General features: G+C 66.2%; 14 protein-coding genes. All 14 read left to right on the top strand.

Annotated elements, in window-relative coordinates; translation table 11 throughout:
* Positions 1–95 precede the first annotated feature (95 nt).
* The gene (locus JFN93_RS10150; RefSeq protein WP_199383955.1) at positions 96–1,169 is read left to right on the top strand and encodes a substrate-binding domain-containing protein; all 1,074 of its coding nucleotides are present in this window, start codon (positions 96–98) and stop codon (positions 1,167–1,169) included.
* A 320-nt stretch (positions 1,170–1,489) separates the two neighbouring features.
* A complete protein-coding gene (locus JFN93_RS10155; RefSeq protein ID WP_199383956.1) occupies positions 1,490–8,755 on the top strand; it encodes an MBG domain-containing protein in 7,266 nt (2,421 codons plus the stop codon).
* Positions 8,756–8,826: 71 nt separating this feature from the next.
* Positions 8,827–9,984, top strand: a complete 1,158-nt coding sequence (locus JFN93_RS10160; RefSeq protein ID WP_199383957.1) for a hypothetical protein — start codon at positions 8,827–8,829, stop codon at positions 9,982–9,984.
* 45 nt (positions 9,985–10,029) lie between these two features.
* The gene (locus JFN93_RS10165; RefSeq protein WP_199383958.1) at positions 10,030–10,917 is read left to right on the top strand and encodes an energy transducer TonB; all 888 of its coding nucleotides are present in this window, start codon (positions 10,030–10,032) and stop codon (positions 10,915–10,917) included.
* Between the two features lie 32 nt (positions 10,918–10,949).
* Positions 10,950–12,659, top strand: a complete 1,710-nt coding sequence (locus JFN93_RS10170; protein WP_199383959.1) for a fibronectin type III domain-containing protein — start codon at positions 10,950–10,952, stop codon at positions 12,657–12,659.
* A 73-nt stretch (positions 12,660–12,732) separates the two neighbouring features.
* Entirely contained in the window at positions 12,733–14,712 is a 1,980-nt protein-coding gene (locus JFN93_RS25925; protein WP_199383960.1) for an Ig-like domain-containing protein, read from the top strand.
* A 40-nt stretch (positions 14,713–14,752) separates the two neighbouring features.
* Positions 14,753–15,238 (top strand): hypothetical protein, encoded by a 486-nt coding sequence (locus JFN93_RS10180; RefSeq protein WP_199383961.1) that lies wholly within the window; start codon positions 14,753–14,755, stop codon positions 15,236–15,238.
* 73 nt (positions 15,239–15,311) lie between these two features.
* Positions 15,312–17,471 carry a TonB-dependent receptor gene (locus JFN93_RS10185; protein WP_199383962.1) on the top strand — a complete coding sequence of 720 codons (2,160 nt, stop codon included), beginning with the start codon at positions 15,312–15,314 and terminating at the stop codon, positions 17,469–17,471.
* A 16-nt stretch (positions 17,472–17,487) separates the two neighbouring features.
* Entirely contained in the window at positions 17,488–18,771 is a 1,284-nt protein-coding gene (locus JFN93_RS10190) for a cohesin domain-containing protein (RefSeq protein WP_199383963.1), read from the top strand.
* A gap of 148 nt (positions 18,772–18,919) precedes the next feature.
* Positions 18,920–19,732 (top strand): hypothetical protein, encoded by an 813-nt coding sequence (locus tag JFN93_RS10195; protein WP_199383964.1) that lies wholly within the window; start codon positions 18,920–18,922, stop codon positions 19,730–19,732.
* 489 nt (positions 19,733–20,221) lie between these two features.
* Complete coding sequence (locus JFN93_RS10200) at positions 20,222–20,713, top strand: hypothetical protein (RefSeq protein ID WP_199383965.1); 492 nt, start codon at positions 20,222–20,224, stop codon at positions 20,711–20,713.
* Positions 20,714–20,828: 115 nt separating this feature from the next.
* Positions 20,829–21,620: an energy transducer TonB gene (locus JFN93_RS10205; RefSeq protein WP_199383966.1), complete on the top strand. Its 792-nt coding sequence runs from the start codon at positions 20,829–20,831 to the stop codon at positions 21,618–21,620.
* Between the two features lie 49 nt (positions 21,621–21,669).
* Positions 21,670–23,703 carry a TonB-dependent receptor gene (locus JFN93_RS10210; RefSeq protein WP_236021628.1) on the top strand — a complete coding sequence of 678 codons (2,034 nt, stop codon included), beginning with the start codon at positions 21,670–21,672 and terminating at the stop codon, positions 23,701–23,703.
* 199 nt (positions 23,704–23,902) lie between these two features.
* Positions 23,903–24,361 carry a DNA-binding protein gene (locus JFN93_RS10215; RefSeq protein WP_236021629.1) on the top strand — a complete coding sequence of 153 codons (459 nt, stop codon included), beginning with the start codon at positions 23,903–23,905 and terminating at the stop codon, positions 24,359–24,361.
* Positions 24,362–24,433: the final 72 nt, after the last annotated feature.

Raw genomic sequence — 24,433 nt, forward strand, 5'->3', positions numbered from 1 at the left:
GAGGGGGACGGCCAGCAAATTATCCCCATCCATGCCCATCTCTTGTGCTATCATGCCATTTATTTAGACATCATGATAACAACGGAGACAGTATCATGGCAGAAGAGGCGACCCAGATCCGCAACCGGGTAAAAGAATTCCGCGAGGGGCGGGGGTGGTCCCAGCAGGAACTTGCCGACCGGACCGGCCTGTCCCGTACCGGCATCAGCGCCATCGAAATGGGGAAACTGGTCCCCTCCACGGTGGCGGCGCTCATGCTCTCCCGGGTATTTGGCTGCAAAGTCGAGGAGTTATTCCAGTTGAACGCTCCCCTGATCCGGTGGGCGTGGCCCCCAGCGAAAAGCCCGTGGCGCTACTGGCAGGTCGTCGTGGGGGGAAAGCATCTGCTGATTCCGGTCGAGCCATCGCCTCTGGGGATGGTGCCCCACGACGGGGTGTTTGAAGATGGCAAGACCTTTGCTAGTACTTCGTCGGACCCGTTCCGGACCTTGGTCGTCGCCTGCTGCGACCCGGCGATCGGACTGCTCGCCGCGGAATACGCCCGGATGACGCCGTTTCGGATGCTGGTCCTTTCCCGTTCCAGCCGGCAGGGATTGCAGCTGCTGAGGGAAGGGGTGGTACACATTGCCGGGCTGCACCTGGCGGAAAGCAAGGCGCCGGACGCCAATGCCGCGGTGGTCCGGGAAATCCTGAACGCTCCCGCGACCCTGCTCCGGGTGGCCAACTGGCAGTCGGGGGTGATGCTCGCACCCGGGCTGGGATTGAAGACCATCGCCAACCTCACCGCTTCCGGGGTGCGCTGGGTCGGGCGGGAACCGGGGTCGGGAGCACGCCAGGTCCTGGATGAAGTGCTCAAGGGCGCTCCCCCTCCGGCCCTGACCGCGAAAGACCATCGCGGGGTAGCCGAGGCGGTGCGCTCCGGATGGGCGGAGGCCGGGATCTCGCTTCGCCTGGTGTCGGAAGAGGCGGGGCTCGACTTCATCTCGGTGCGCGAGGAAGCGTACGATCTCTGCATTCCCGAGTCGCACGCCGACGACCCCCGGGTTCAGGCGCTGTTCGACGTGGTCCGGTCGAAGTCGTTCCGACACCTGCTCCGGGAACTCCCCGGTTACGACGGGAGCGTCACCGGCGACAGCAACCCGGTAACGGTCCGGGCCGCCAACGAATAAGAGCCCCCGCGGGACGGTTCCCTGCCGAACCGGGAACCGAGCCGTCCTGCTGGGGGGCATGATGTCCGCAATTGACCGTGAAGCGCCGCTGTAGAGCGCCCCGCGGAGGGATTGGTTTGTCCTGGGTGGCCACTATCATGGCGCTGGTGCCATGATAGTGGCTGATGGGCTGGCTGGAATGGCGACCATCGATGCGCAACGGGGCAGGTGAGCGGTGTAGGCCGCGGTAGGGGCTGGTACGTCCTGGGTCTTGCCGCGCATGTCGATATGTAACTGAAAATATAACGTTAGGCAGTTTTCTATTGAAACAGGAGGTTGGTATGGGTTCCGTTTTCGGTCGGATGTTCTTACTCGGGTTGGCGGTGGTGTCCCTTCTTTTAGGCTACGCCGGCGCATCTTTGGGAGCCGGCTACACGGTAGAGGACATCGGTGACGCAACTGCGATCAGCGGGCTCAACGACGCCGGACAGGCGACCGGCTACTACTTTGCCGACCCCGGAAACCAGTTCTACCAGAGCTTTTCCTACAGCAAGACCAAGGGGAGGCAGAACGTCTTCCCCGCGCTGACCTCGTTCACCTACGGCATGAGCGACGACGGGACCACGGCGGGATGGGCCCGGTTCGGCGGGGTCTTCGGTGCGGTGGGTGCCTTCACCTGGAAGGACGGCACCGACACCGAGCCCGGCACCTTCGACGGCGGCGTGAACAGCTACGCTTACGCCATCAACCGCAGCGGCGCGGTGGCGGGGAAGGCGCAGCGGCAACTGGGGACCACCCAGGATACCCTGGGGTACTACGCCTTCCGCTACCAGGGGGGGAAACTGCAGAACTTGGGCGCGCTTCCCGGTGCCGGCGGCTACGGCTCGTTAAGCGACGCCTCGGCGCTCAACGATGCCGGGCAGGCGGCCGGATCCTCCCGGGTCGGCTTCCAGCAGTACAACGATCTCCACCGGGCGGTCCGTTTCGAGACCGACGGATCGGTGACCGACCTCGGCAACCTGGGGGGAAACCGCAGCGACGCCAGCGGCATCAACAACACCGGGCAGGTAATCGGCAGCTCGGAGGTGCTCGGCAGCGTCCCCGGCTACACCGGGGGAGACCATGCCTTTTTCTACAACAACGGCTGGCTGGTGGACCTGGGGACCTTCGGCGGCCCCAACAGCCAGGCCGCCAAGATCAACAACAGCGGCAAGGTCGTCGGCTACGCCGATGACGGCAGCGCGATTCCGGTCGAGCGCGCCTTCGTCTATTCCGGCTGGCAGCTGAAAAATATCGACAACGGCGCCGGCAAGGGGAGCGCCGCCACCGACGTGAGTGACGGCGGACGGGTGGTCGGTTACCGCGTCGGAGGGGACGGGGTCAGCCGGGCCTTCCTCTATGCCGACGACACCGGCATGGTCGACTTGAACGGGACGCTGCCGGCGAACTCGGGATGGGTGCTCAATGAAGCCCACAAGGTAAACGAGAAGGGGCAGATCGCCGGCATCGGCACCTACAACGGCACCCCCCATGGTTTCCTCCTCACCCCGACGGTCCGGGTCACCGCGTTCACCCTCCCTGCCGCATCGGCTTCCCTGACCGTGCCGGTCACCTTCCAGGCCGCCGATCCCGACGGTCCGGTCAGCTACCTCATCACCGAGAGCGCCGACGTCCCGGCCGCGGGCGATCCGGGGTGGAGCAGCAGCGCTCCCGCCGCGTACACCTTTTCCGGCCCGGGAGCCCGCACCGCCCATGCCTGGGCCAAGGATGCCATGGGGGTCATCTCGGCCGATGCGGTGGCGGCGGTGACGGTCACGCCCCCCGCGCTCACCCTGACTCCCGACCAGCCCAGTCCGCATCTTTCGGGGACCCCGGTGACCTTCACCGCGCAGCTTAGCGGCGGCGGAAACTACGAGTACCGCTTCACCTTCTCCGACGGAACCACCACCCAGACCGGAAGCTACCAGGCGGCGTCTACCTGGTCTTTGCCGGCGACCGCTGCCGGGAGCTACACCGTCACCGTCGATGCCCGCACCGCCGGGGCCTCGGTCGCCCGTGACGCCACCGCGGCGCTCTCCTACCGGGTAAACGATACCGCCCCGGCCGTCCCCGCTACCGGCGTTACCATCGGCGCCAGCGCCGCCGCGCCGCATCCGGTCGGGACGCCGGTCACCTTCACCGCCCAGGGGGCAGGCTCTACCGCCTACGAATACCGGTTTTCGCTGTATCGATTCGGCGCATGGAAGGTGGTTCAGCAGTACGCGCCGACGGCCACCTGGACCCTGCCGCCCGACGCCCCCCGCGGCAGCTACGTGGTCAAAGTGGACGTGCGCGGCGCCGGATCGGTTGCGGACAGCGAGGCGACCAACAGCGTCAATTACGTGCTCTGCGCGGCTCCCGCCACCGGGGTCGCCTTCATCAACGAAACCGGCTGGCAGCCCGGGCAGGAGCTTGCCGTCGAATACCAGAACGGCGGCGGCATTCACCAGTTTGCGGCGGCCGGCAGCGGCTCCGATGCCTACGAATACCGGTTCAAGATGTACGACAACGCGACCGGCACCTGGACCGAGGTCCAGCCCTGGTCCATCAACCACTTCTGGAACTACCTCAATCCCCAGCTTGGGGGCTATACGGTAAAGGTGGACGTCCGGGGGCGCGGCTCGGCATCGGACGGAGACGCCTCGGCTTCGATGACGGTACGGGTCGCCGGGGCCCAGGCGACCAGCGTTACCCTGACCCCCGACAAGAGCTCGCCGCAACCGGTCGGCACGCCGGTCACCTTCACCGCCCAAGCCAACGGCACCTCGCTTTCGACGGTCTTCGAATACCGCTTCCTGCTGAACCAGGGCGGGGTGGCTACCCAGGTGCAGGGCTACTCGTCGGTCGCCAGCTGGACGCTGCCGGGCACCATCCCCGCGGGGAGCTACACGGTCACCGTCCAGGTCCGCGGGGCCAATTCCGCCGTGGCCTACGACGCGTTCAAGACGGTCGATTTCCAACTCGCCCCGACCGCAGGCACCGGCCCGAGGGTGACCACCTTTACCGTCCCGTCCCAGCTCTTCGGCGGTGACCAGCCGGTCACCGGCTGGTCCCTGGCCGACGTCGGGGGGAGCACCTACAACGTCAACAGCACGCAGACCTACGGGATCAACAGCTCCGGCCAGATCGTCGGGGCCGACTACACCGCATTTCTTTGGGACTGGAGGGGGCGCACCGACCTCGACATGGTGAACGCCACGGCGATCAACGAGGCCGGGCAGGTGGTCGGGTTCACCCCCGGGTACGACACCTCGTACGCCTACCTCTACCGTGCGGGGACCCTGACCAAGCTGACCCCGTTCGGGAACTACCCGATGGCCGCCGCCCACGCCATCAACAACAACGGCCAGATCGCGGGCTCCTCCCTGGCCGCGACCGACATGCCGGAAACCAGGGCCACCCTTTGGAGCTTCACCGGCACCAACGAGCCGGTGGCGAGCGCGCTTCCCGACCGGGACGGCTCCCCCGCTTACGGGGAGGCGCTCGGCATCAACGACGGCGGCGACGCGGTCGGCTACAAGGTGGTGGGGCGCGTGGCGGGCCAGGATTGGGGGAACAACCGCGCCGTCCTCTGGAGCAAGGGGGCGCTGATCGACCTTTCCGGCAGCTGCACCCCCGGCCCCGCCTGCGGCTCCGTCGCCTACGCCATCAACAACGCCGGGGTGGTCGTCGGCGACTACAACAACCAGTTGGGCGGGACCGCCTGGATCAACGGCGTGCCGACCGCGCTGCCGCTCCTCGACGGCAGCCAGAGCAGCCACCCGGCCGCGATCAACAACCTGGGCCAGATCGTCGGCTGGAGGAGCCTGTCCGGCCAGAGTTCGGCCACCGACCACGCGGTTCTTTGGAACCAGGGGAGCGCGATCGACCTCAACACCCTGATCGATCCCGCCACCGGCTACACCCTTTGGCACGCCGACGGCATCAACGACAACGGCGACATCGTGGGGAGCATGGCGGTCGCCGGGAGCATGGAGGCCCGTCATTTCCGCCTCTCCCCGGTATTCGGCTCGACTATCACCGTGCCGGTAACCGCCTTCACCGGTTCTGCCGGGGCAACCGGTTACCTGCTCCAGGAGGGGAACGTCACCCCGGGAGCCAATGCCGCGGGGTGGAGCGCCAGCGCCCCGGGCAGCTATGCCTTCAGCGGGTACGGCGTCAAGACCCTCTGCGCCTTCGTGAAGGACGGGGCCGGTAACGTCTCCCCCGGGGCCTGCAGCCAGGTCAACGTGATCCGCAACACCCTTCCGGTGATCGGCTGGTTCTCCATGCCGGCCTCCGCCGCCTCGCGTACCGTTGCCATCAACCGGTTCACCGGCTTCAGCCGGGCCGGCATCACCGGCTACCTGGTGACCGAGAGCGCCACCCCCCCCGCGGTCAGCAACGCCGGGTGGAGCGCCACCGCGCCGGCAAGCTTCACCTTTTCCGGTGACGGTGCCCGCACCGCCTACGCCTGGGTCAAGGACGGCGCGGGCTACGTATCCGCCGCCACCAGCGCCAACGTCACCGTGGTCATCCCCCCGAGCGTCACCGCCTTCTCCATGCGCGGGCTCGCCTTTGGCGGCGGCGGGAGCAACGGCGCCTGGACCGTCACCGACCTCGGCAAGACCCTGAAGACCAGCCTCGCCGCCAACGCGCCCTATCCGGTCCTCACCGCGACCAACCAGACCGGGGTCAACGGCCTGAAATCCTACTCCCTGGCCAACGGCATCGGCAGCTCCGGCCTCATCGCCGGGATCGGCTACACCAAGATCGGCACCGGCTCCAACCGCAACGACTCGATCTACTGGAACAACGGCACCGCCCTGGACCTGGGTTACCCCAACTACCCGTATCCCACCTACACCACCGGCAAGTCCCAGGCGTTCGGAGCCAACGGCAACGGGCAGGTGGTCGGAGTCACCCGGGCCGGCTCGGCGGTCAACAAGCCGTTTCGCTATTCCCTCACCGACGGCACGACCATCCTCTTGGACCTCCCCACCGGCGCCGTGTCCGGCTACGCCCAGGCCATCAACGATGCCGGCCGGGTCGTCGGCTTCTCCACCACCACCAACCCGGGGACCGGCGAGTTCACCATCGGCACCGCCTTCATCTGGAGCGGCGTCGGGAGCGTGAAGTACATCCCTGGGGCCGGCAGCGGCACCTCGCGCGCCGACGCCATCAGTCTCTCCGGCAAAGTCGCCGGCACTACCGGGACCCCTGCGCGCGCCTTCCTGTACGACGCCGCCACCGATGCCTTCGCGACCCTGGGGACCCTGGGCGGGACGACCAGCAACGGTTACGCGGTCAACGATGCCGGCATGGTGGCGGGATATTCCACCACCGCCGCCGGGGCGAGCCACGCCTTCCTCTACAACGGCTCCACCATGACCGACCTGGGCGTCCTGGTCGGCACCGACACCAGCAAGGCGCGCGGGATCAATAGCGCCGGGATGGTCGTCGGCGAGTCCTACACGTTCGTCAGCACAAGCAGCAGCACCAACGGCAAGGGGTTCATCTACCTCAACGGCCAGATGTTCGACCTGAACCAGCTGATCGATCCCGCCTCCGGCTTCACCATCGCCTCCGCAGCGGGGATCAACGACAACGGGCAGATCGTCGGGTACGGGACCGACAGCGACTCGACCTTCCTTCCCGGCTACAACCATGCGCTCTTGCTTACCCCGACCCGCGCGGCGGCGGGGACTCCATCCAAGAGCGCGCCGATCGTGGCCCTGACCGCGGCGGCGGGGACCTATCCCATCGCCGGTTACCTGGTGACCGAAAGCGCGACCCCTCCCGCCGCAACCGATGCCGGGTGGAGCGCCACCGTCCCGGTAAGCTTCACCTTCCAGGATTACGGCAACCGTACCGCCTACGCCTGGGTCAAGGACACCGCCGGCAACGTCTCTGCGGCCAGCAACCAGCAGGTGCTCCTGGTACAGCCTCCGGCGCCGGTAGTCACCGCCTTCAGCCTGCCGGCCAGTGCGGCCTCGCGCTCGGTTGCCGTCACGACGATCACCGCCACCGCTTTTGCCGGGATCGGAGGATACCTGGTGACCGAGAGCCCGAACGTCCCGTCCGCAAGCGACCCCGGGTGGAGCGCCACCGTCCCCGCCGGCTTCACCTTCTCCGGTCAAGGAGGAGACGGCCCGATGACCGCCTACGCCTGGGTCAAAGACAGCCTCGGCACCGTTTCGGCGGCCGCCACCGCCACGGTGACGGTGACCCGGCAGCCGGTCCAGGTCACCCTTCCGGCCGGCCTCAGCGTCAGTTACGACCGCACTGCCAAGACGATCACCGCGACCACCAGCCCGGACGGCCATCCCGTCACGGTTACCTACAACGGCTCGGCAACCGCACCGACGGCTGCGGGGACCTACACCGTCCTGGCGACGGTCAACGAGGACACCTTCTGGGGGAGCGCCACCGGGACCCTCACCATCGCTCCGGCGGCACTCGGGGTGACCGTGGATGCCGCAGCGAAGAGCTACGGCAGCGCCGACCCGACCGTTACCTACCGGATCACCGGCGGCACGCTCTACGACGGCGATGCCCTTACCGGGGGGGTGGCCCGCGATCCGGGCGAGAACGCCGGGAGCTACGCCATCGGGCAGGGGTCTCTCAGCGCCGGGGGCAACTACCAGATCGCCTTTACCGGGAATAGCCTCACCATCAACAAGGCGGTCCTGACGGTGCAGGCGGATAACCAAAGCCGGGTCTACAACACGGGAAATCCGGGCCTCACCGCGAGCTTCACCGGCTTCGTCAACAACGAGACGGCGGCCGTGCTCACCGGGGCGCCGGTGCTTGCCACCGGTGCCGCCCAGGCAAGCCCGGTCGGGAGCTATCCGATCACCGCTGCCTTGGGATCGCTGGCCGCCGCCAACTACAGCTTCGCCTTCGTGGACGGCTCCCTTGCGGTCACCCCAGCCCCGGCCACCGTGGTCGTCACCGCGGCAAGCTCTACCTACGACGGCACGGCCAAGAGCGCCACGGTCACCACGACCCCTCCGGGCCTGAGCGTCGCGGTGACCTACAACAACGCCGGCACGGCCCCGGCCAACGCCGGAAGCTACGCGGTCGCGGCTACGGTTACCGACCCCAACTACCAAGGAAATGCCACCACCACGCTGGTCATCAACAAGGCGACGCCGATTCTCGCCTGGACCACCCCCGCGGAGCTCGACAGCAACATTCCCCTGGGAGGGAGCCAGCTCAACGCAGCCACCACGGTTGCCGGCTCCTATGTCTACAGTCCGGCGGCCGGACAACTCCTCGAGCCGGGGAGCCAGAACCTGACGGTCACCTTCATCCCGGCCGACGCGACGAACTACACCACGGCCGGTGCCACCGTCCCCCTCAAGGTGCTCCCCATCGGCGACATGGCCGGCGGCAGCGGGGTCACCGTTTCGGATGCCCTCATGGCGCTGCGCACCGTGGCGGGGCTCTATACCCCGACGGCTCAGGAACTCCGTCGCGCCGACGTGAGCCCGCTGGTCGACGGCAAGCCCGCCTCGGACGGCAAAGTCGACATCGGGGATGTGGTGGTGATCCTGCGCAAGGCCGTTGGCCTGGAGAGTTGGTAACTTCGGAGCCCGCCGGGGGACGGTCCCCGGCGGGCCCCACCAAACAAATAAACAAAAGGCGGTGAAGCTTTATGAAAACGAGAAGCCTGCTCTGGCTCATGATGGCGTCGACGGCGCTGCTCTTTTCCCTCTCCGGCTGCGGCGGCAGCGATTCGGGCCACACCAAGGTGAGCGGTGTCGCTTCCAAGGGGTTGGTCAAAAACGGCACCGACAACGTAAAGATCTTTGCGCTGAAGGCGGACGGGACCAAGGGAAATCTCCTGGCCACCACCTCCACCGGCCCCAACGGCGATTACTCGGCCGACCTGGGCTATGCCGGTCCGGTCCTGGTGGAGGTGAGCGGAACCTATACCGACGAGGCGACCGGGCAGCCGGTGACCATCTCCCCCGACAAGCCGATGCGCGCGGCAGTCGAAAATGCCGCCGGCACCGTGACCGTCGCGGTGACCCCGCTCACCGAGCTTGCCGTGGAGAAGGCGGGGAGCGCTCTCACCAAGGATGCGATCCAGGCCGCCAACGCCACGGTCAGTACCCAGTTCAACCTGGACATCATCGCCACCAAGCCGGTGGATGCCGAGGCGGGGGCGCTCAGCGGCGCCACCGCGCAGCAGAAGCAGTACACCCTGGCCTTGGCCGGGATCTCCCAGATGGCCAACAGCGGCAGCGTCGACGCGGTCTATGCGGTGATCGACAGCATGAAGAACGATCTGGATCAGAACAACGCCCTGACCCAGACCGCACCGCAGCTGGTGCAGGCCCTGGAGGATTTCGCGGCCAACGGCAACAACAAGACCGGCGTGACTGCGGATACCCTGCCGGCTGCCCTGGTGAACGTCGGGGCCCGGACCGCGGTGGTCACCTTCGGGGTTCCCGCCGGGACGATCTACGGGGTGGACCTGGTATTCGACCTGCCGCCGGGTGTTACCGTCGTGGCCGGCGCGGACGGCGCGGTGGCCCCGGCGGTCCTGAGCCTGCTCTCTGCCGCGGCCGGCTCCTTTACCGTCGCCAAGTACACCCCGGCCTCGGGAGACCTTCCCGCAAAGGTGCACCTGGTGCTCTCCAACGCCAACGGCTTTCCGGGCGGCAACTTCCTGACCCTTTCCTGCGCCGTCGCCCCGGGGGTGACCCCTTCCTTCGGCAGTTCGCTGGTGGAATCCGGTGCCCAGGCGGTCACGACCTCCTCCGGGGGGACGAGCGGCGCCGCGGTCATCGTAACGGCGACGCTGTAGCGTCGGGGGCATGGGACGGAAACGGCAGGGGGAGTGATGCGGACCATGGAGTCGTTATCGCGCGCCTTCGCGGTGTCGCTGCTGCTGCACGGCGCCGTCTGCCTCTGGTGGGCAGGGATCGGGGGGAAGGGGAAGGAGCGCCCGGTCGTGGTGGATCTTTCGCTCATTCCGGCGCTGGGAACCGTCCAGGCTCCCGGCACCCTTGCCGGAAATGACGGCGGGGGAGGGCGCGCGGTTCCGGCCGCGGCAGGAAGCCATCGGGCGGTAACTCCGCGGCCGGCTACTCAGGCGGCCCTGCCGCAGGGAGCGGAGGCGTCCCGGCATGCCGAGCCCCACCCCCCCCGGAGCGCGCCGAAGGCCGTGTCCTCCCAGCCGTCTCCGGTGGTCGAGCCGATCCCCAATGCCATAGCAGTCACCAGGCACCCGGTGGCGTTGCCGGCTGCGGCGGGACCGGGTGCGACCGTGTCGGCGCCGGCGGTTTCGGCCCGGCCCGCTGCCGGCCCGCATCCGGCGCCGGGGCCTCGCCTGGCGGGAGGGAGAATCCTTGGCCCGAAGGCCGGTTCGGGAGCCGGAGCGGAGCCGGGAACCGCCGGGGGGGCGGCACGGGAGGCGGGGGATGCCGGCGCGGCGACGAGCGCGGAACAACAGCGCCAGAAATACCGCAGCGAACAGTTCGCCTACATCCTGAAGATCATCCAGGCGCAGCTGATCTACCCGGAGAGGGCCCGGCGCGAAGGGTGGACCGGTCGGGCCCAGGTCTCTTTCGTGGTGCAGGAAGACGGGTCGGTGCGCGAGATCCGGCTGCTCCGCAAGACCGGGCATCAGCTCCTCGACTTGAACCTGGTCCGGACCATCCAGGAAGCCGCCCCTTTTCCCAGGCCACCGGTCAAGGCCGAACTGCAGATGTCCCTTTCCTACCGGCTCGACCAGTGAAGGTTCTTCCTGGCGCCGTTCGAGGTCCCGATTTGACTCTCACGCTGAAACTGGCCGCCGCGCTGCTGCTGGCCCTGCTCGCGCTCTCCGGGTGCAACGCGGCCCAAGGGGACGCCTGGCGCTACGATCCCGGCATTCCGGCCCAAGTCTCCGGGTTGAAGGCCGAATCCGGCGACCGGCTGGTCACCCTGAGCTGGACCGGAAACCCCACGGCGACCTCCTACAACGTCTATTTCGTCTCCGAAATCGGGGCGCAGCAGGTCACCCGGGGAAACGGCTACCGGATCAACACCCCGATGAGCTCCCTGGTGATCGGCTCCCTGGACAACCACACGGTCTACCACTTCATGGTCACCGCTTTGAACCGGGACGGGGAAAGCGTCGATTCGGTCCAGGTCTCCGTCGCGCCCGGCCCCATTGCCGATGCCGACCTGACCGGGGTGTGGTACTTCCACACGCTGGTGACCGGGCCGGAGGCGAAATGGGAGCAGGGGACGCTCACCGTAGATGCGGACCACACCGCGGTCGTCTCGGCATTCTCGGACAGTTCCGGCTCGACCCAGGCGCCGCCGGGGTTCGCGCTCACGGTGGACGGCACCGGTGCCCTGGCCCAGTCGGGTTCCGGTGCCTGGGTGGATTTCCACGGCGCCATGGGGGCGCGGAAAAACCTGATGACGGCAACCTGGTCCCCCACGTTGCAGTCCCGGGCCATCACCATCTTCCAGAAGAAAAAGGCCGCTACCGACCCCGACTACACCATCGACGACATCAGCGGGACCGGATCGGGGCAGAACCCCTCCAATCCCTACCTGCAGGGAAACGGCCCCACCCGTTTCGTCTACCACCAGCTCTACAGCGGTGCTTCAAACGAGTGGGAGTACTGCAACGCCAAGGTCGGCCAGCACGGCAACATCTGGCTGGACCAATACAAGGACGTCATCTACTGGGATTTTTCCACCCCGGCTTCCAAGACCGTCAACTACGACTACCTGTGGAAGGTGACCAGCGTCGGGATCGACCCGGACGGCCTGGTAAGCGAGTACTGGAACTTCACCGACATCGTGGACCCGGTGACGATTCCGAGCTTCAACACGCTGGTCCCCCGGTCCCCGCACGAGGTCGTCTTCACCGGGCGAATGACCGCGGACCGGACCGTGGTGATCGGGGTCGGGACCACCACCGACGCCCTCGGCAACAACCCGCGCTACTTCCTCCGGATCATGCAGCTCTGCTTTATCCCCACCGACCAGGCGCTCCCCCAGCCGGGGGTGAACGACCTGGCCGGCAGCTACAAGTTCGCCCGGCTTGCCGCAACGACCCCCGCCGTCGGCGCCGGCACCGCCTCGTGGGCCTACGGCACCTTCTCGGTCGGCAGCTCCGGTGCGGCGAACTTCACCAGTTACGCCGACAGCGGCGGATCGAGCCAGCTTAGCGATACCTTCACCCTGGCGCTCTACCCGGATCCCAACCCGGACCAGAAAAGCTATACCGATTTCGCCAACTTCACGACGCCGGCGCAGGACGGGCGTCCCCATTACTACGGCACCGACGGCACCCCGCTGCGCCGCTACTACGATTTTGCTTCCTACGGGAGCACGGTCGCCGTCCCCTCGACCTGGCGCCTGGAAGACACCGGCACCAGGTATTACAACGAACACGGTTCGCTCTCCTACAACCGCGATCTCTTCGTGATGACCCGAACCGATGCGTCCGGCTACGGCATGCTGGTGGGGCTGAAATGATCGGTTCGGAGCGATTTGCCGGTCGGCACCGGGGAGAGCCGGCAGCACTGCATGTTTTTCCGGAGGAGCGGTGGTGAGGAAATTTCTCGTGGCCCTGGTGGCCGCACTGGCCCTGGCGGCCGGCAACGCCTACGGCGCCCTCATGTCGGGGAGTCTCTCCTTCATGGGGACGCTCAACAGCGACCTGATCGCCATCAACGCCTTCAACGGCAACGCCTTCACCTGGAGCCTCGACGGCGACGCCGCGGCCGGCTGGACCTACAGCTATTCCTTCACTCCGTCGGGAAGCAACCGGGGCCCCGCCTTCATCAGCATCGAGACCGCCCCCGGCATCGGGGACCTGGCGCCGTCGTTTGCCTACGGCGGCACGGTGCCCGGCGCGGGGGTCCTCGCCACGCTCACCCCGACCTCGCCCCAGTTCACCCAGGACGTGAACATCGACTACCGGATCAACCGAAACGTCGCCGTCGCCGCCAGCAACACCCACGTCCCGGCGCTCGACCCGCTGACCGGGGCCGAGCCGTACGGCTACGAAGCCTGGCTCGGCTCTGGAGCGAGCGCGCTCCCGGTCCACGTGAATACGGTGCTGAACGGGCTGCAACTGGCTCTGCCCAGCCGGACCTACGGGATGACCAACGGTCCCTCCCAGCCCGGGCTCGTCACCGGATACAACGCGGGCGGCACCTCGTACCAGGTGGTGCTGAAGACCATGGCCGCCCCGATGTGGGGACGCTTCTACCTGGACGGCGGCGACTGGACCTCCAACAACGGCTGGCTGATGGCCTACAACCGGGAGTACGACACCGCGGTCCGTCCCCCCTTCGTCCTCGGAACCAACCAGAGCGGCTGGATCCCGGTGCCGGGGGACAACATTCCGCCGGCCCTGCTGTCGACGGCCCCGGCGGACGGCGCCACCGGCGTACCGCTGGCAACGGCGATCACCATCACCTTCAGCGAGCCGGTCGATCCGGCCACGGTGACCGCCGCGAGCCTCACGGTGGCGAACCAGGTGAAGGTCCCCGGCACGGTGAGCTACGACGCGACCAGCCGGAGCGCCACCTTCACCCCGTCAACTCCCCTTATGACCGGCACCGCCTACACCGTGACCTTAGCTTCCGGGGTGAAGGATCTCTTCGGCAATGCCATGGCGACGGGGCGGGTGTGGAGTTTCACCACCACGACGGCAAGCGACACCCCTCCGCCAGCGCCGCCGGCCGTGGTTGCCACCTTTCCCGCCGACGGGGCCACCGCGGTGGTGCCGGGCACCTTCCTCACGGCAACCTTCTCCAGTGACCTCGATCCGGCCACGATAAACGCCGCCACCTTTACCGTCGGCGGGGTCGCCGGCACCGTGAGCTACGACGCGACCAGCCGCACCGCTACCTTCGCCCCGGCAACGCCGCTCCCCTACGGGACGCAGTTCACCGCGACCCTCGCCGCCGGCATTACGGGAATCGATGGCCAGTCCCTAAGCGCGGCCCGCTCCTGGAGCTTTACCACGATGCCCGCCCCGGACCTCAACGCCCCGACGGTCCTGTCCCTTTCGCCGGGGAACGGAAGCCGCGGGGCCGGGGTGAAAGGAGCGCTGAGCGTCGCCTTCAGCGAGGCGCTCGATCCCGCCACCGTGAACGGCACGACCTTTACCCTGCAGGATCCCGCCGGACAGAGCGTCGACGGCACCGTCGCCTACCTTGCGGCCAGCAACACGGCCCAATTCATCCCGAGCGGGTCGCTTTCCTACTACGGGGCCTACACCGCCCGCCTCACCGGCGGGATCCGCGACCTCGCCGGCAACGCGCTGGCGCCCTTGACCTGGAGCTTCACGACACAGCCGCTCTACGGCGACCTGGACGGCAGCGGCGGAGTCCCCACCGTGGCCGATGCCCTTTTGGCCCTGCGCATTGCCGTCGGTCTGCAGGTGCCGACCGCCTACCAGCGGGCGGCGTGCGACGTGGCGCCGCTGGCGGGGGGGAAGCCGAGTCCGGACGGGAAGGTGGACGGCGGCGATGTGATCGTGATCCTCAGAAGGGCCGTGGGACTGGATAACTGGTAGCCGCGGGAACCGGGCCTTAGGCCGGAAAAGGAGTCGGAATATGAGATGGATGCTGCTCGGCGCACTGTTTCTCCTCGCGTTGTCCTGCGCAGGCTGCGGCAGTGCTGCGAGTTCCCCGCCGAACCGGGTGGTTTTGAAACTGAGCACCGGGAGTGCCGGGGCCGGCGCGGTACCGACCATCGGGGACCTCGCCCTCCAGCTCACGTTGCCGCCGGGAGTCTCGGTCGCCGTGGCTTCCGACGGCTCCGGCCAGACCGCGGAGGGGGTGGTTGCGGTCAGCGGAACGGCGGCGGCGCCCAACACCGTCGCCTTGGCTAAGTACTCCGCCGTGACCGGACTGGTGACCCTGCAGATCGTCAAGTCCGACGGTTTCCCGCCGGGGGAGTTCGCCACGGTCACCTGCGACGTTGCCCCGGGAGCCTCCCCGGCCAGCGCCGGCTTCGACATCACCGACTTCGCCGCCTTCGATCTGGCCGGTAATGCCATTTCGGGGCTCGCCGCCGCTTTCCATGTGGAAGTGCCCTGAAGGAGAACAGCTGATTTTGAGGAAAGGTCGTAGCGGTTCACTAAGAGGTTTTCGATTCCCGGGGAGCGGCGTCATGCTGACGGCCATCATGGTTGCCCTGCTTGCCTGGCCCGGCGGGGACGCCCATGCGATGGGGACTCCCGAGGACCAGAGCGAGGACATCTTCACCCTCGGTGAGGTCGTGGTCTCCGGGAAACTCGACGCGGTGGAGGCGGCCCAGACGGTCCACGTCATCACCGCCGAGGAAATCCGGAAAGCCGGATCGAGGACCCTGGACGAGGCGCTGAACCTCCTGTCCGACGTCGGCGTGCAGGTGGGGAACGAAGGGGTGCCCCGGGTGGACATCCGTGGCTTCCGTACCCGGCACGTCCTGCTCCTTTTGGACGGCGTGCCGATGAACTCGAGCTTCGACCAGCAGTTCGATCCCTCCACCATTCCCGTCGAGAACATCGCCAAGATCAAGGTAACCGCCGGTGCCAGCTCGGTGCTGTACGGCCAGGGGGGGCTGGGCGGGGTGATCAACATCATCACCAAGAAGGGGAAGGAGGGGGTGAGCGGGATGACCTCGTTCGAGTCGGGGGACGGCCAGCCCTACCTCGCCAAGGGGAGCGTATCCGGCGGCAGGGGGATGTTCGACTTCTTCGCAAGCGGCAGCGTCTTTCATCGGGACCATTTTCCCTTGGCGCGTAGTTTTTCGGCCAGCCCGGAGGAGGCGGCGGGGTATCGCAAAAACAGCGACAACACCCGCGATAATGCCTTCTTCAACGTCGGGTTTACCCCGAACAGCGACCTGACCATCGCCCTGACCGGCAGTTGGGTCCAGGGGGGATACGGCAAGCCCGCCAGCGCCATCAACAACAAGTTCGATCCCTACGCGCCGCCGGCCCGTTTCGGCCGGGTCGACTGGTACGAGGGATACACCCTGCAGCTCGCCGCCGACTACGCCATCTCACCCGCCCTCACGGTCCGGTCGAGCATCTTCTACAACCAGATCGACCAGGACAACAACCAGTACGACGACGACAACTACGGGGAGATCTCGACCGGTCGCCCGGACGCCCAGCAGCCCTGGCTGATCGATCCGACCAATCCGAACGTCCCCAATTCCTTCAAGCTCCGCAACCGGGGCATCACCCGCGGGATTTCCCTGCAGCCGAAATACGATCTGGGGCACTCCGGGACGGTGACGCTGGGGCTCTCCGCGGAGTGGGATTCCTGGGACGGGCGCGGGTTGGTGAAGCCGGGAGGGCAGGGGGGCAACGGCGGCGGGTCCCAGGGCGGTTACGGGGTCGGCGGAGGAAGCCCGCCGTACCTCTTGAACCCGGTGCACGACAGTGCCGACGTCTACCTCTACTCCGCGGCGCTTGAATACTCGGTCCTGCCGACCGCTCGCTCGGGATTCACGGCCGGCTACGCCCATCACTGGCAGCAGCAAGGGGGCTCGGTGTCCCAGCTCGCCAGCCAGAACGACCTGGCCGCCCGGCCGGCGCAGCAGGCGCAGGCTCTTTTGGACGACTACAGCGTCTCAGTCAGCTCCTATTACGACGCCACCCAATCCACCCGCCTGAAGGCGGCTTTCATGCGCAACATCCGGTTCCCCTCCTTAAGCCAGCTCTACCTGAGGGACACCGACAACCCCAACCTGCGCCAGGAGGTGGTCTACCATTACCAGCTGGGGATGGAGCAAAAGCTCCCCGGCGAGAGCCAGTTCAGCTTCGAGGGGTTCCGCAGCGACCTGCATAACGTGATCGTCATCGATCAGAACGTGGTCCCGGCGCGCAACGAGAATTTTTCCCTGTACCGCTTCACCGGGTTCGAAACCTCGCTGGAGAGCCGGCTCCTCCCCAAACTGGCCCTGCGGGGGAGCTACACCTTCAACCGGTCCCAGGACCTATCCGGAGTGGGGCGGGACGAGGTGCAGTACGTTCCGCGGGACAAGGCCGTTTTTACCGGCAAGTACGATTTCGACTCCGGGCTGACCCCCTTCGTATCCCTGGTCTACGTCGCCAATTCGTACGTCTACTCCAAGCAGCAGATCGCCACCGTGACCAAAGCGAAGCTCGCCGACTACGCCGTGGTGAGCGTGAAGCTGACCCAGAAGCTCTACAAGGACAAACTCCAGATCTACGTGGGGGCGGACAACCTTTTCAACGTCGAATACGAACAGAGCTACGGCGTGCCCCGGCCGGGCCGGCTTATCTACGGCGGCTTCGAGTACCGTTTCGGCAGCTGATGGTGAGGTGATTTCGATGCATATCCGGCAACTGTTTTCAGGCTTTCCCCTCTGGGCTGCCTTGCTGTTGGCTTCGGGGCCAGCCTTCGCCACTCCCGCGGTGCGTCTCACCTTCGTGGGGAACAACACCTTCGTCCTGAGCGGTGCCAATTTCGAGAGGGTCGGGCGGGTCGAGCTCTCCTTCGCCTACGATACCGCGCTGTTGACCAACCCCCGGGCGACTCCCAAGGCTACCTTTCCCGGGGCGAGCCTGACTCAAGGGGACGACGCCGGAGGAAACGTCGGACTGACGGTCGTGTCGGACCAGCCGATGACCGGCTCCGGCCCGTTGGGCACCATCGCCTTCGACGCGGCCGGAGACTCGTCCGGGGCGATCACCGCCCTGAACGGGAAGGTTTTTTCCGCTAACGGCGAACGTCTTCCGGTTTTCTTCTCGGTGACCAACCCGACCCCGCAGCTTGACCCGAACGATCCCGACGATGAACCGATGATCCGGGAGCGGGAACGCAAAGGGGAGACGGCGCGGGGAGGGGGCGTCTCCTACGTTCCGCCCGAAGCGGCGGCCGCGCCGCAAGGCTCCGGGCCGGACGGCGCTTCGGCAGCGACCGAAACCGCGGCCGCAGGTGGTGCGTCCCTCGATCCGGCGCCATCTCCGGGCCAAGCCGCAGCGCGGGATGGTGGCCAGCCGGGGGATGGCCATCCCGTAAGTGTCCTGGAACGCTTGCATCGCTTTGCCGGCGAGCGGACCGTGCAAAGCCTGATCGCGCTCTTCCAACCCGAATCCTCCGCGCGGTTTACCCAAAATCCCGCGGTCGCGATCGCCGATGGAAGCACTCCGGTGCGGGTGACGGTAACCGGCGTCTCCCCGGGCCTGGCCCCTCGGTTCACCTTCAACTCGGCACGGTACCGTTCGCACCGAAAGCTCGCCGACGATGCCTGGCTGGTGGAGGCGGTTCCGGATAAGGGGGCACTTCGTGCCGAAATCACCGTTTTCGAGGGTGAACGACAACGCCAGGTCCCGCTGGTGGCGGCACCGGCGGTGCGGGTGGATCTGATTACGCCGGGGAAGGTGACGGAGGCGGATTTCGAGCTGTTTCTCAGCGAGCGCGGGACGGCTGAACACCCGGCTCACGACCTGAACGGAGACGGTCGGCGCGATTACCTGGATGACTACATCTTCACCGCCAATTACCTCGCCCAACGGGCCGCAGGGACGGGGACGGTCGATCCAGGAAAAGAGGCCGCAATCTCTTCACCTGAAGATGGGACTGGCAAGGCACTGGCCGGAGGGAGCCGGTGACGGCCCGGTTGCTGGTTGCTGGATCCTTCACGATTGAGAACGGGAGGTTTTCGACGGTCTATCGTTATATGCGTTGCTATATATCGCTTTTGCTTCGGACCTGTTTTGCAATGGAAGATCAGGAAGTTAACTGACAAAGGAGAAGAAGATGAGAAAGCTGATGGCTTTGTTTTTCGCTCTGCTGGTTCTTACGGCAGGGACCGCTGCCTGGGCAAGTTTTGGCGCCCTGACCCTGTCGGCTAACCACCACGTACCCCTCCAGGTTTCCAACGATGCGGGGATCAAGTTCGACTACGACTACCTCCTCTACGGAAATCCGCAGGGTACCTACTACCTCAAGGCGGACGGCGGCGGGCTCAACCAGCTGCACATCACCACCGACACCTCCAATCTCAGTGGGCAGGTGACGACGCTGAACTCACCGACCACCACCCCCTCGGGGACCTTTTACCTGCCGACCACCGGGGGGCGTGGGTACAATGACGACGTGATCCTGATGGTGTCGGTGAAGGGGCCGGTGCCTGACGATTTTGCCGTCACCATCACCGCGACCGGCTACACCTGGACTCCGAGCACCTCGGTGCCGACTCCGAGCGCCAGCGATCACCAGCAGACCTTGAGCCAGACCTTCTACAAGTCGGACCTTATCTATGCGGCAAGCGTCTACAAACCCGGCCCCGGCACCACGTGGACCCTGCCGCTTTTCTACGGCCAGAATACCGGGGACTCCTCCACCGCCGAGTACTACATGTTCATCGATCTCGGCGCCGGTAACATTTCCGGCAGCTACATCGATCAGGGCGCGGTGAAGGTCGACTATGCCTTCACCGATCTGAGCACCACCGCGTCCTTCAACGTTTTCAGCTGGTGCCTTGCGTCCAACCAGGGTGAAGGGATCAACTGGACCCAGCAGACCTCCGGTACGGGATCTTCCGGCTACACCGTGAACTACACCCCGTAAGGAAACTCACGGTCCGAAGTGTGAACGGGCCGTCCCAGTCGAGTGCGATTCGACCGGGGCGGCCCGATTTTTTGCCAGGGACAGACAATGGCAGGAAGCGACCAAATGCAAACCAGTGGGAGCGGAGGCGCGGTCTTTCCGCAAGCTGACGTTATGAGAGGTAGTAAGATCGCGCCGGCGGATGACGGTCAAGCCGCGTTGGCGGCTGGAAAGCACACGGCCGGACCAGGGCATGTCCTGGCACGGCCGTGAGGAAGGCGATCTTTAAGCAGAAAGAAGGGTGTGCTGCACAAAAGGGTGCTGAGTCTATCCCGGGGGGGCTGCGTGAAAAACGATTAGTTATTTTTTGGTTGGTTTTGTCGCTGTTTCCCAGTACATTCCGGGGCAATTAGTTGAGTCGGCGGCGCCCCCAGGGCGGCGCCGCATGCCAGGTCCACGCGGCCGCACTGCCGGTTATGTTGCACCTGCCAACCCGTTTCCTGGTGAGAGATGCCCACTCCGGTCAAGGTCAAAAACTCGCGACGCCGCACCTTCGCCGCTTTGCTGGCCGTTCTCTACCTCTGCATCTTCCTCGCGCCGCTGGTCCCGGTGGGGTTGCCGGGCGGCACGCCCCTGGTGAGCGAATGCAGCGGTGACTGCGACATCTGCGGCTGTTCGCCGGAAATGCGGGCCTCGGGGAGCTGCTGTTGCGCCAAGAAACGGCACGCCCTGGAAACGCAGCAGATCCAGGACCAGGACCTGGACGATAAACCGGACTGCTGCAAAAAGAAGAAGTCGTCGCAAACCGTCATTTCCTGCGCCTGCCCCCTGGGGGGCGGCAAGTCCAAGCTCCTCGTATCCTCGGAAGGATCCGAGCTCCTTCCCTTTTACTTCCCGGGGAACTTCGGTACCCGCCAAGGGGTAACCGACTTCACCGACCATCCGCACCGCATGACCTCGCGCTACGGCGAGCCCCCCGATCCCCCTCCCGATCTTGCCTGACCTTCCCCCACAACCGTTTTCCGTGCTGCACTGACACATATCAGCGGCACTGCTCCTTTGACCGGCGCAGCGCACCGTAGCGGTGCGTCTGTGTCTTTTCTCGGAGAAAAACGACATGTCCCAGCCGGTCAAATGTCTTGGCCTGTCGCTGATGCTACACGCCGTCGCGGTGGCGTTCATCCCGCTTCTCGTCTCCCGGAGCCCGGAGCGCAGACCCGATCCGGTCCTGGTAGTGCTGGAAAGCTCCCTGCCCACGGAGGTGAGGCCGGGACGATCGGTCCCTGCGACCACGCCGGCCAAGGTGCGCCCGGCAACGCCCCGGGCAACGGGTCCCGATCCGGTCCGCAACGGAAGGCAGACGGTCGGGCCGCGCCAGGCGGTTTCGGAAGAACCGGCCGTGGTACCCGTTAGCCATGCCCGGCCGGCCCGGGTGCCGCCGAACCTTCCGGAGGCACCGCAGCCGGCCGCATCGCCTGCCGAGGTGTCCGCGGCACTTGGCCGCGCAACCGAAATCTCGGCCGCCGTGGTCCCCGGAAAGGAATCGGCCCGGGCCTCCTCCAGAGAAGCGGGGCGAGGCGCACCTCGGCACGCTGCGGCTCCGGCCCCGCCTGCTGCGGCCGGGGAACCGCAGCGCTACCAGGAGGAGAATTACGGCTACCTCAGGGACCGCGTCCAGAAACACCTGGAATACCCCCCTCTTGCCCGACGCATGCGGTGGAGCGGCCGGGTCGTGGTTTCCTTCACCGTCGGGACCGACGGCAACGTCGACAAGGTTCGGGTCGTGGAGAGTTCCGGGCACGCGGTTTTGGACCAATGCGCGACGCAGGCGGTCCGAAAGGCGGCGCCGTTTCGAAAACCGGTCCGGCCGGCCGAGATTGTCCTGCCGGTCGGCTTTGAGCTGAAGTAGCTCCAGCGGCAAGAACTCACAAAAACTATTAAAAACCTAAGGAGAACGTATGGATATGAGAACCGCCAATCTGAGTATCATTGGTGCCGGATTTCTGCTGGCGCTTGCCAGCCAACCGGCCGGCGCCGAAAACCAGATGCTGGAAGAGATCACCGTCCGCGCGGAAAAGGAGGCGGCCAACGAGGAGACCCTCTCCATCCGCGAGGTCAGGGAAAGCCCGGCCCGGGACGTGGGGGAGGCCCTGAGCCAGCTGGAAGGGCTGTCCTTTGTGCGCAAGGGGGCGATTGCCAACGACGTGGTATTGCGCGGCCTGCAGCGGGACAACATCAACGTCCTGGTGGACGGGGTACGGCTGCACGGCGCCTGCCCGTCGCGGATGGATCCCCCCTCGTTTCATTACGACTTCGCCGAGATCGAGCGGGTCCGGGTGATCAGGGGGCCCTACGATCTTTCCAACCCGGGAGGGCTCGGGGGGACGATCGACGTCGAGACCAAAAGACCCGGAAAAGGGGCCGGGGGTGCGCTGAATGCGACCTACGGGAGCTGGAACGACGCCGCCGCATCCGCCACCGCCTGGTACGGGGCGGAGCGGTACGACGGGCTGCTTGGCTATGCCTACAAATATTCCGACGTTCCCGAATCGGGGAACGGCAAGCGGCTGACCGAAATCTATCCGGCAACCAGTCCGAACCGTTACCGGGCCAGCGCGGTCGATTCGAAGGCGTACGAAATCAACAGCGGGTGGCTCAAGTTCGGCGTCAATCCCTCCGAGCATGCCCGCAGCGAGATCGCGTATTCCTACCAGGACGCCGACCACGTCCTCTACCCCTATCTCAAGATGGACGCCGACTATGACGACACCCACCGGCTCAACTGGAACTACCGGGTCCGCGAGGTCTCGCCCCTGGTGCGCGAACTTTACCTGCAGGGGTACTGGGACCGGGTGCGCCACCTGATGGACGACCGGCTGCGCGCCAGTTCCCAGACCTCCCCCCGGTTCTATTCCATGCAAAGCGACGCCACCACCCAGGTGTACGGCGCGAAGCTCAAGTCAACGCTGGCGGCGGGGCCGGGAACCCTGGTAACCGGCGTCGACTACTACAACCGCAACTGGGAGGTCATCAACCAGCGCGCGGGTTACTTCGCCTACCGTCCCACGGCCATCGTCCCGGACGTCTCGGTCGACAATGAGGGGCTCTTCGCGGAGTACGAGCTGCCGCTCGGCGAGAAGGTGACCCTGAAGGGTGGGGTGCGCGCCGACCTGACCCAGATCGAGGCGGGCAAGGGGAACACGCTCGTTTCCGCGGGAAAAAGCCGGGACTTCACCACCGTGAGCGCGAACCTCCAGCTCACCTACACCCCGGTCAAGGGGATCGACCTTTTCACCGGGCTTGCGCGGGGGAACCGCACCCCGGACCCGCAGGAGCTCTTTCTCGATGTGCCGGTAACGACCCTCTCCGCCGCCTCGAACTACTGGCATGGCAACCCCGGGCTCCGGTCCACGGTCAACAACCAGGCCGACCTCGGGCTCAAATACTCCAACGAGCGTCTTTACGTGAAGGGGGCGCTTTTCTACAGCGACCTTGAGGACTACATCAACTTCGCACCGGTGGCCGGCAGCTTCGAGAAGAGCTACCAGAACGTCCATGCCACCATCTGGGGGGCGGAGCTGGGGAGCCAGATCGCGCTCGGCTACGACCTCTACCTCAGGGGGACCCTTTCCTACCAGGAGGGGGAGAACGAGACCGGGAACCGGCCGCTCGCCGAAATGCCGCCGCTGCGCGGTTCGGTCTCGATCCGCTACGACGACGGAAAGCTCTTTGTCGAGGCGGTGGAGAATCTGGCCCGGGAGCAGGACCGGGTCGATCCGGCGCTGCAGGAGACAACCACAGCCGGCTGGGCGACCACCGACCTGAAGGGGGGATACAAGTTCGGCGGGCTCTCGCTGATCGCGGGGGTGAACAACCTGCTCGACAAGCAGTACTACAGCCACCTCTCCTACGCCCGTGACCCGTTCCAGAGCGGGGTCCGGGTTCCCGAGACGGGACGTTTCTGCTACGTCACGGCGGAGTATGCCTTCTAGCCGACGACCGGGCGCCCAACGGGACCTTTTTTGCGGCAGGGGGCGCGGAATCCTCGCTTCCGCGCCCCCCAGTGATATATTCAAATAATTGCATCATTGGCGTTCGGCAGGCAGCGGGCACCAATGCATCGGCGGCCTCTCTCCCCGGTACGGTGCCGGCGGAGGGAGGGACCGCACTACGCGTGAAACGGAGGTTGGCATGGAAGATCGGAAGTGGATGCGTACGTCGGCGGTGGCTTTGGTCGTGGCAACACTCGTGGCGACACCGGCTCTGGCGGGCCCGGGCGCGGGGCGCGGCAGCGGCGGCTGGGGGATGGGAGGCTCCTACCAGCGGATGTTCAATCCGGCAACCGTGGAAACGGTGTCCGGGCAGGTGGTCAGCGTCGAACGGATGAGGCCGATGAAGGGGATGAACCAGGGAGTCCATCTCAAGTTGAAAACGGACCAGGAGACGATCCCCGTGCAGGTCGGTCCCGCGTGGTATCTGGAGCGGCTCGATACCAAGATCGAGAAGGGGGACTCCATCGAGGTCAAAGGATCGCGGGTGAGCTTCCAGGGCAAACCGGCGATCATCGCCTCGGAGATCAAGAAGGGGGACGCCCTGCTGAAATTGAGGGATGACAGCGGCTTCCCGGTCTGGGCCGGCTGGCGACGGTAACCGGCGCCATGGTGTTTGTCACAAAAGAGGGCCGGCGGATCGCCGGCCCTCTTTGTTGGTGGTCGACGCAGG

The sequence above is a fragment of the Geomesophilobacter sediminis genome, from assembly GCF_016458275.1.
Taxonomy (GTDB): Bacteria; Desulfobacterota; Desulfuromonadia; order Geobacterales; family Geobacteraceae; genus Geomesophilobacter; species Geomesophilobacter sediminis.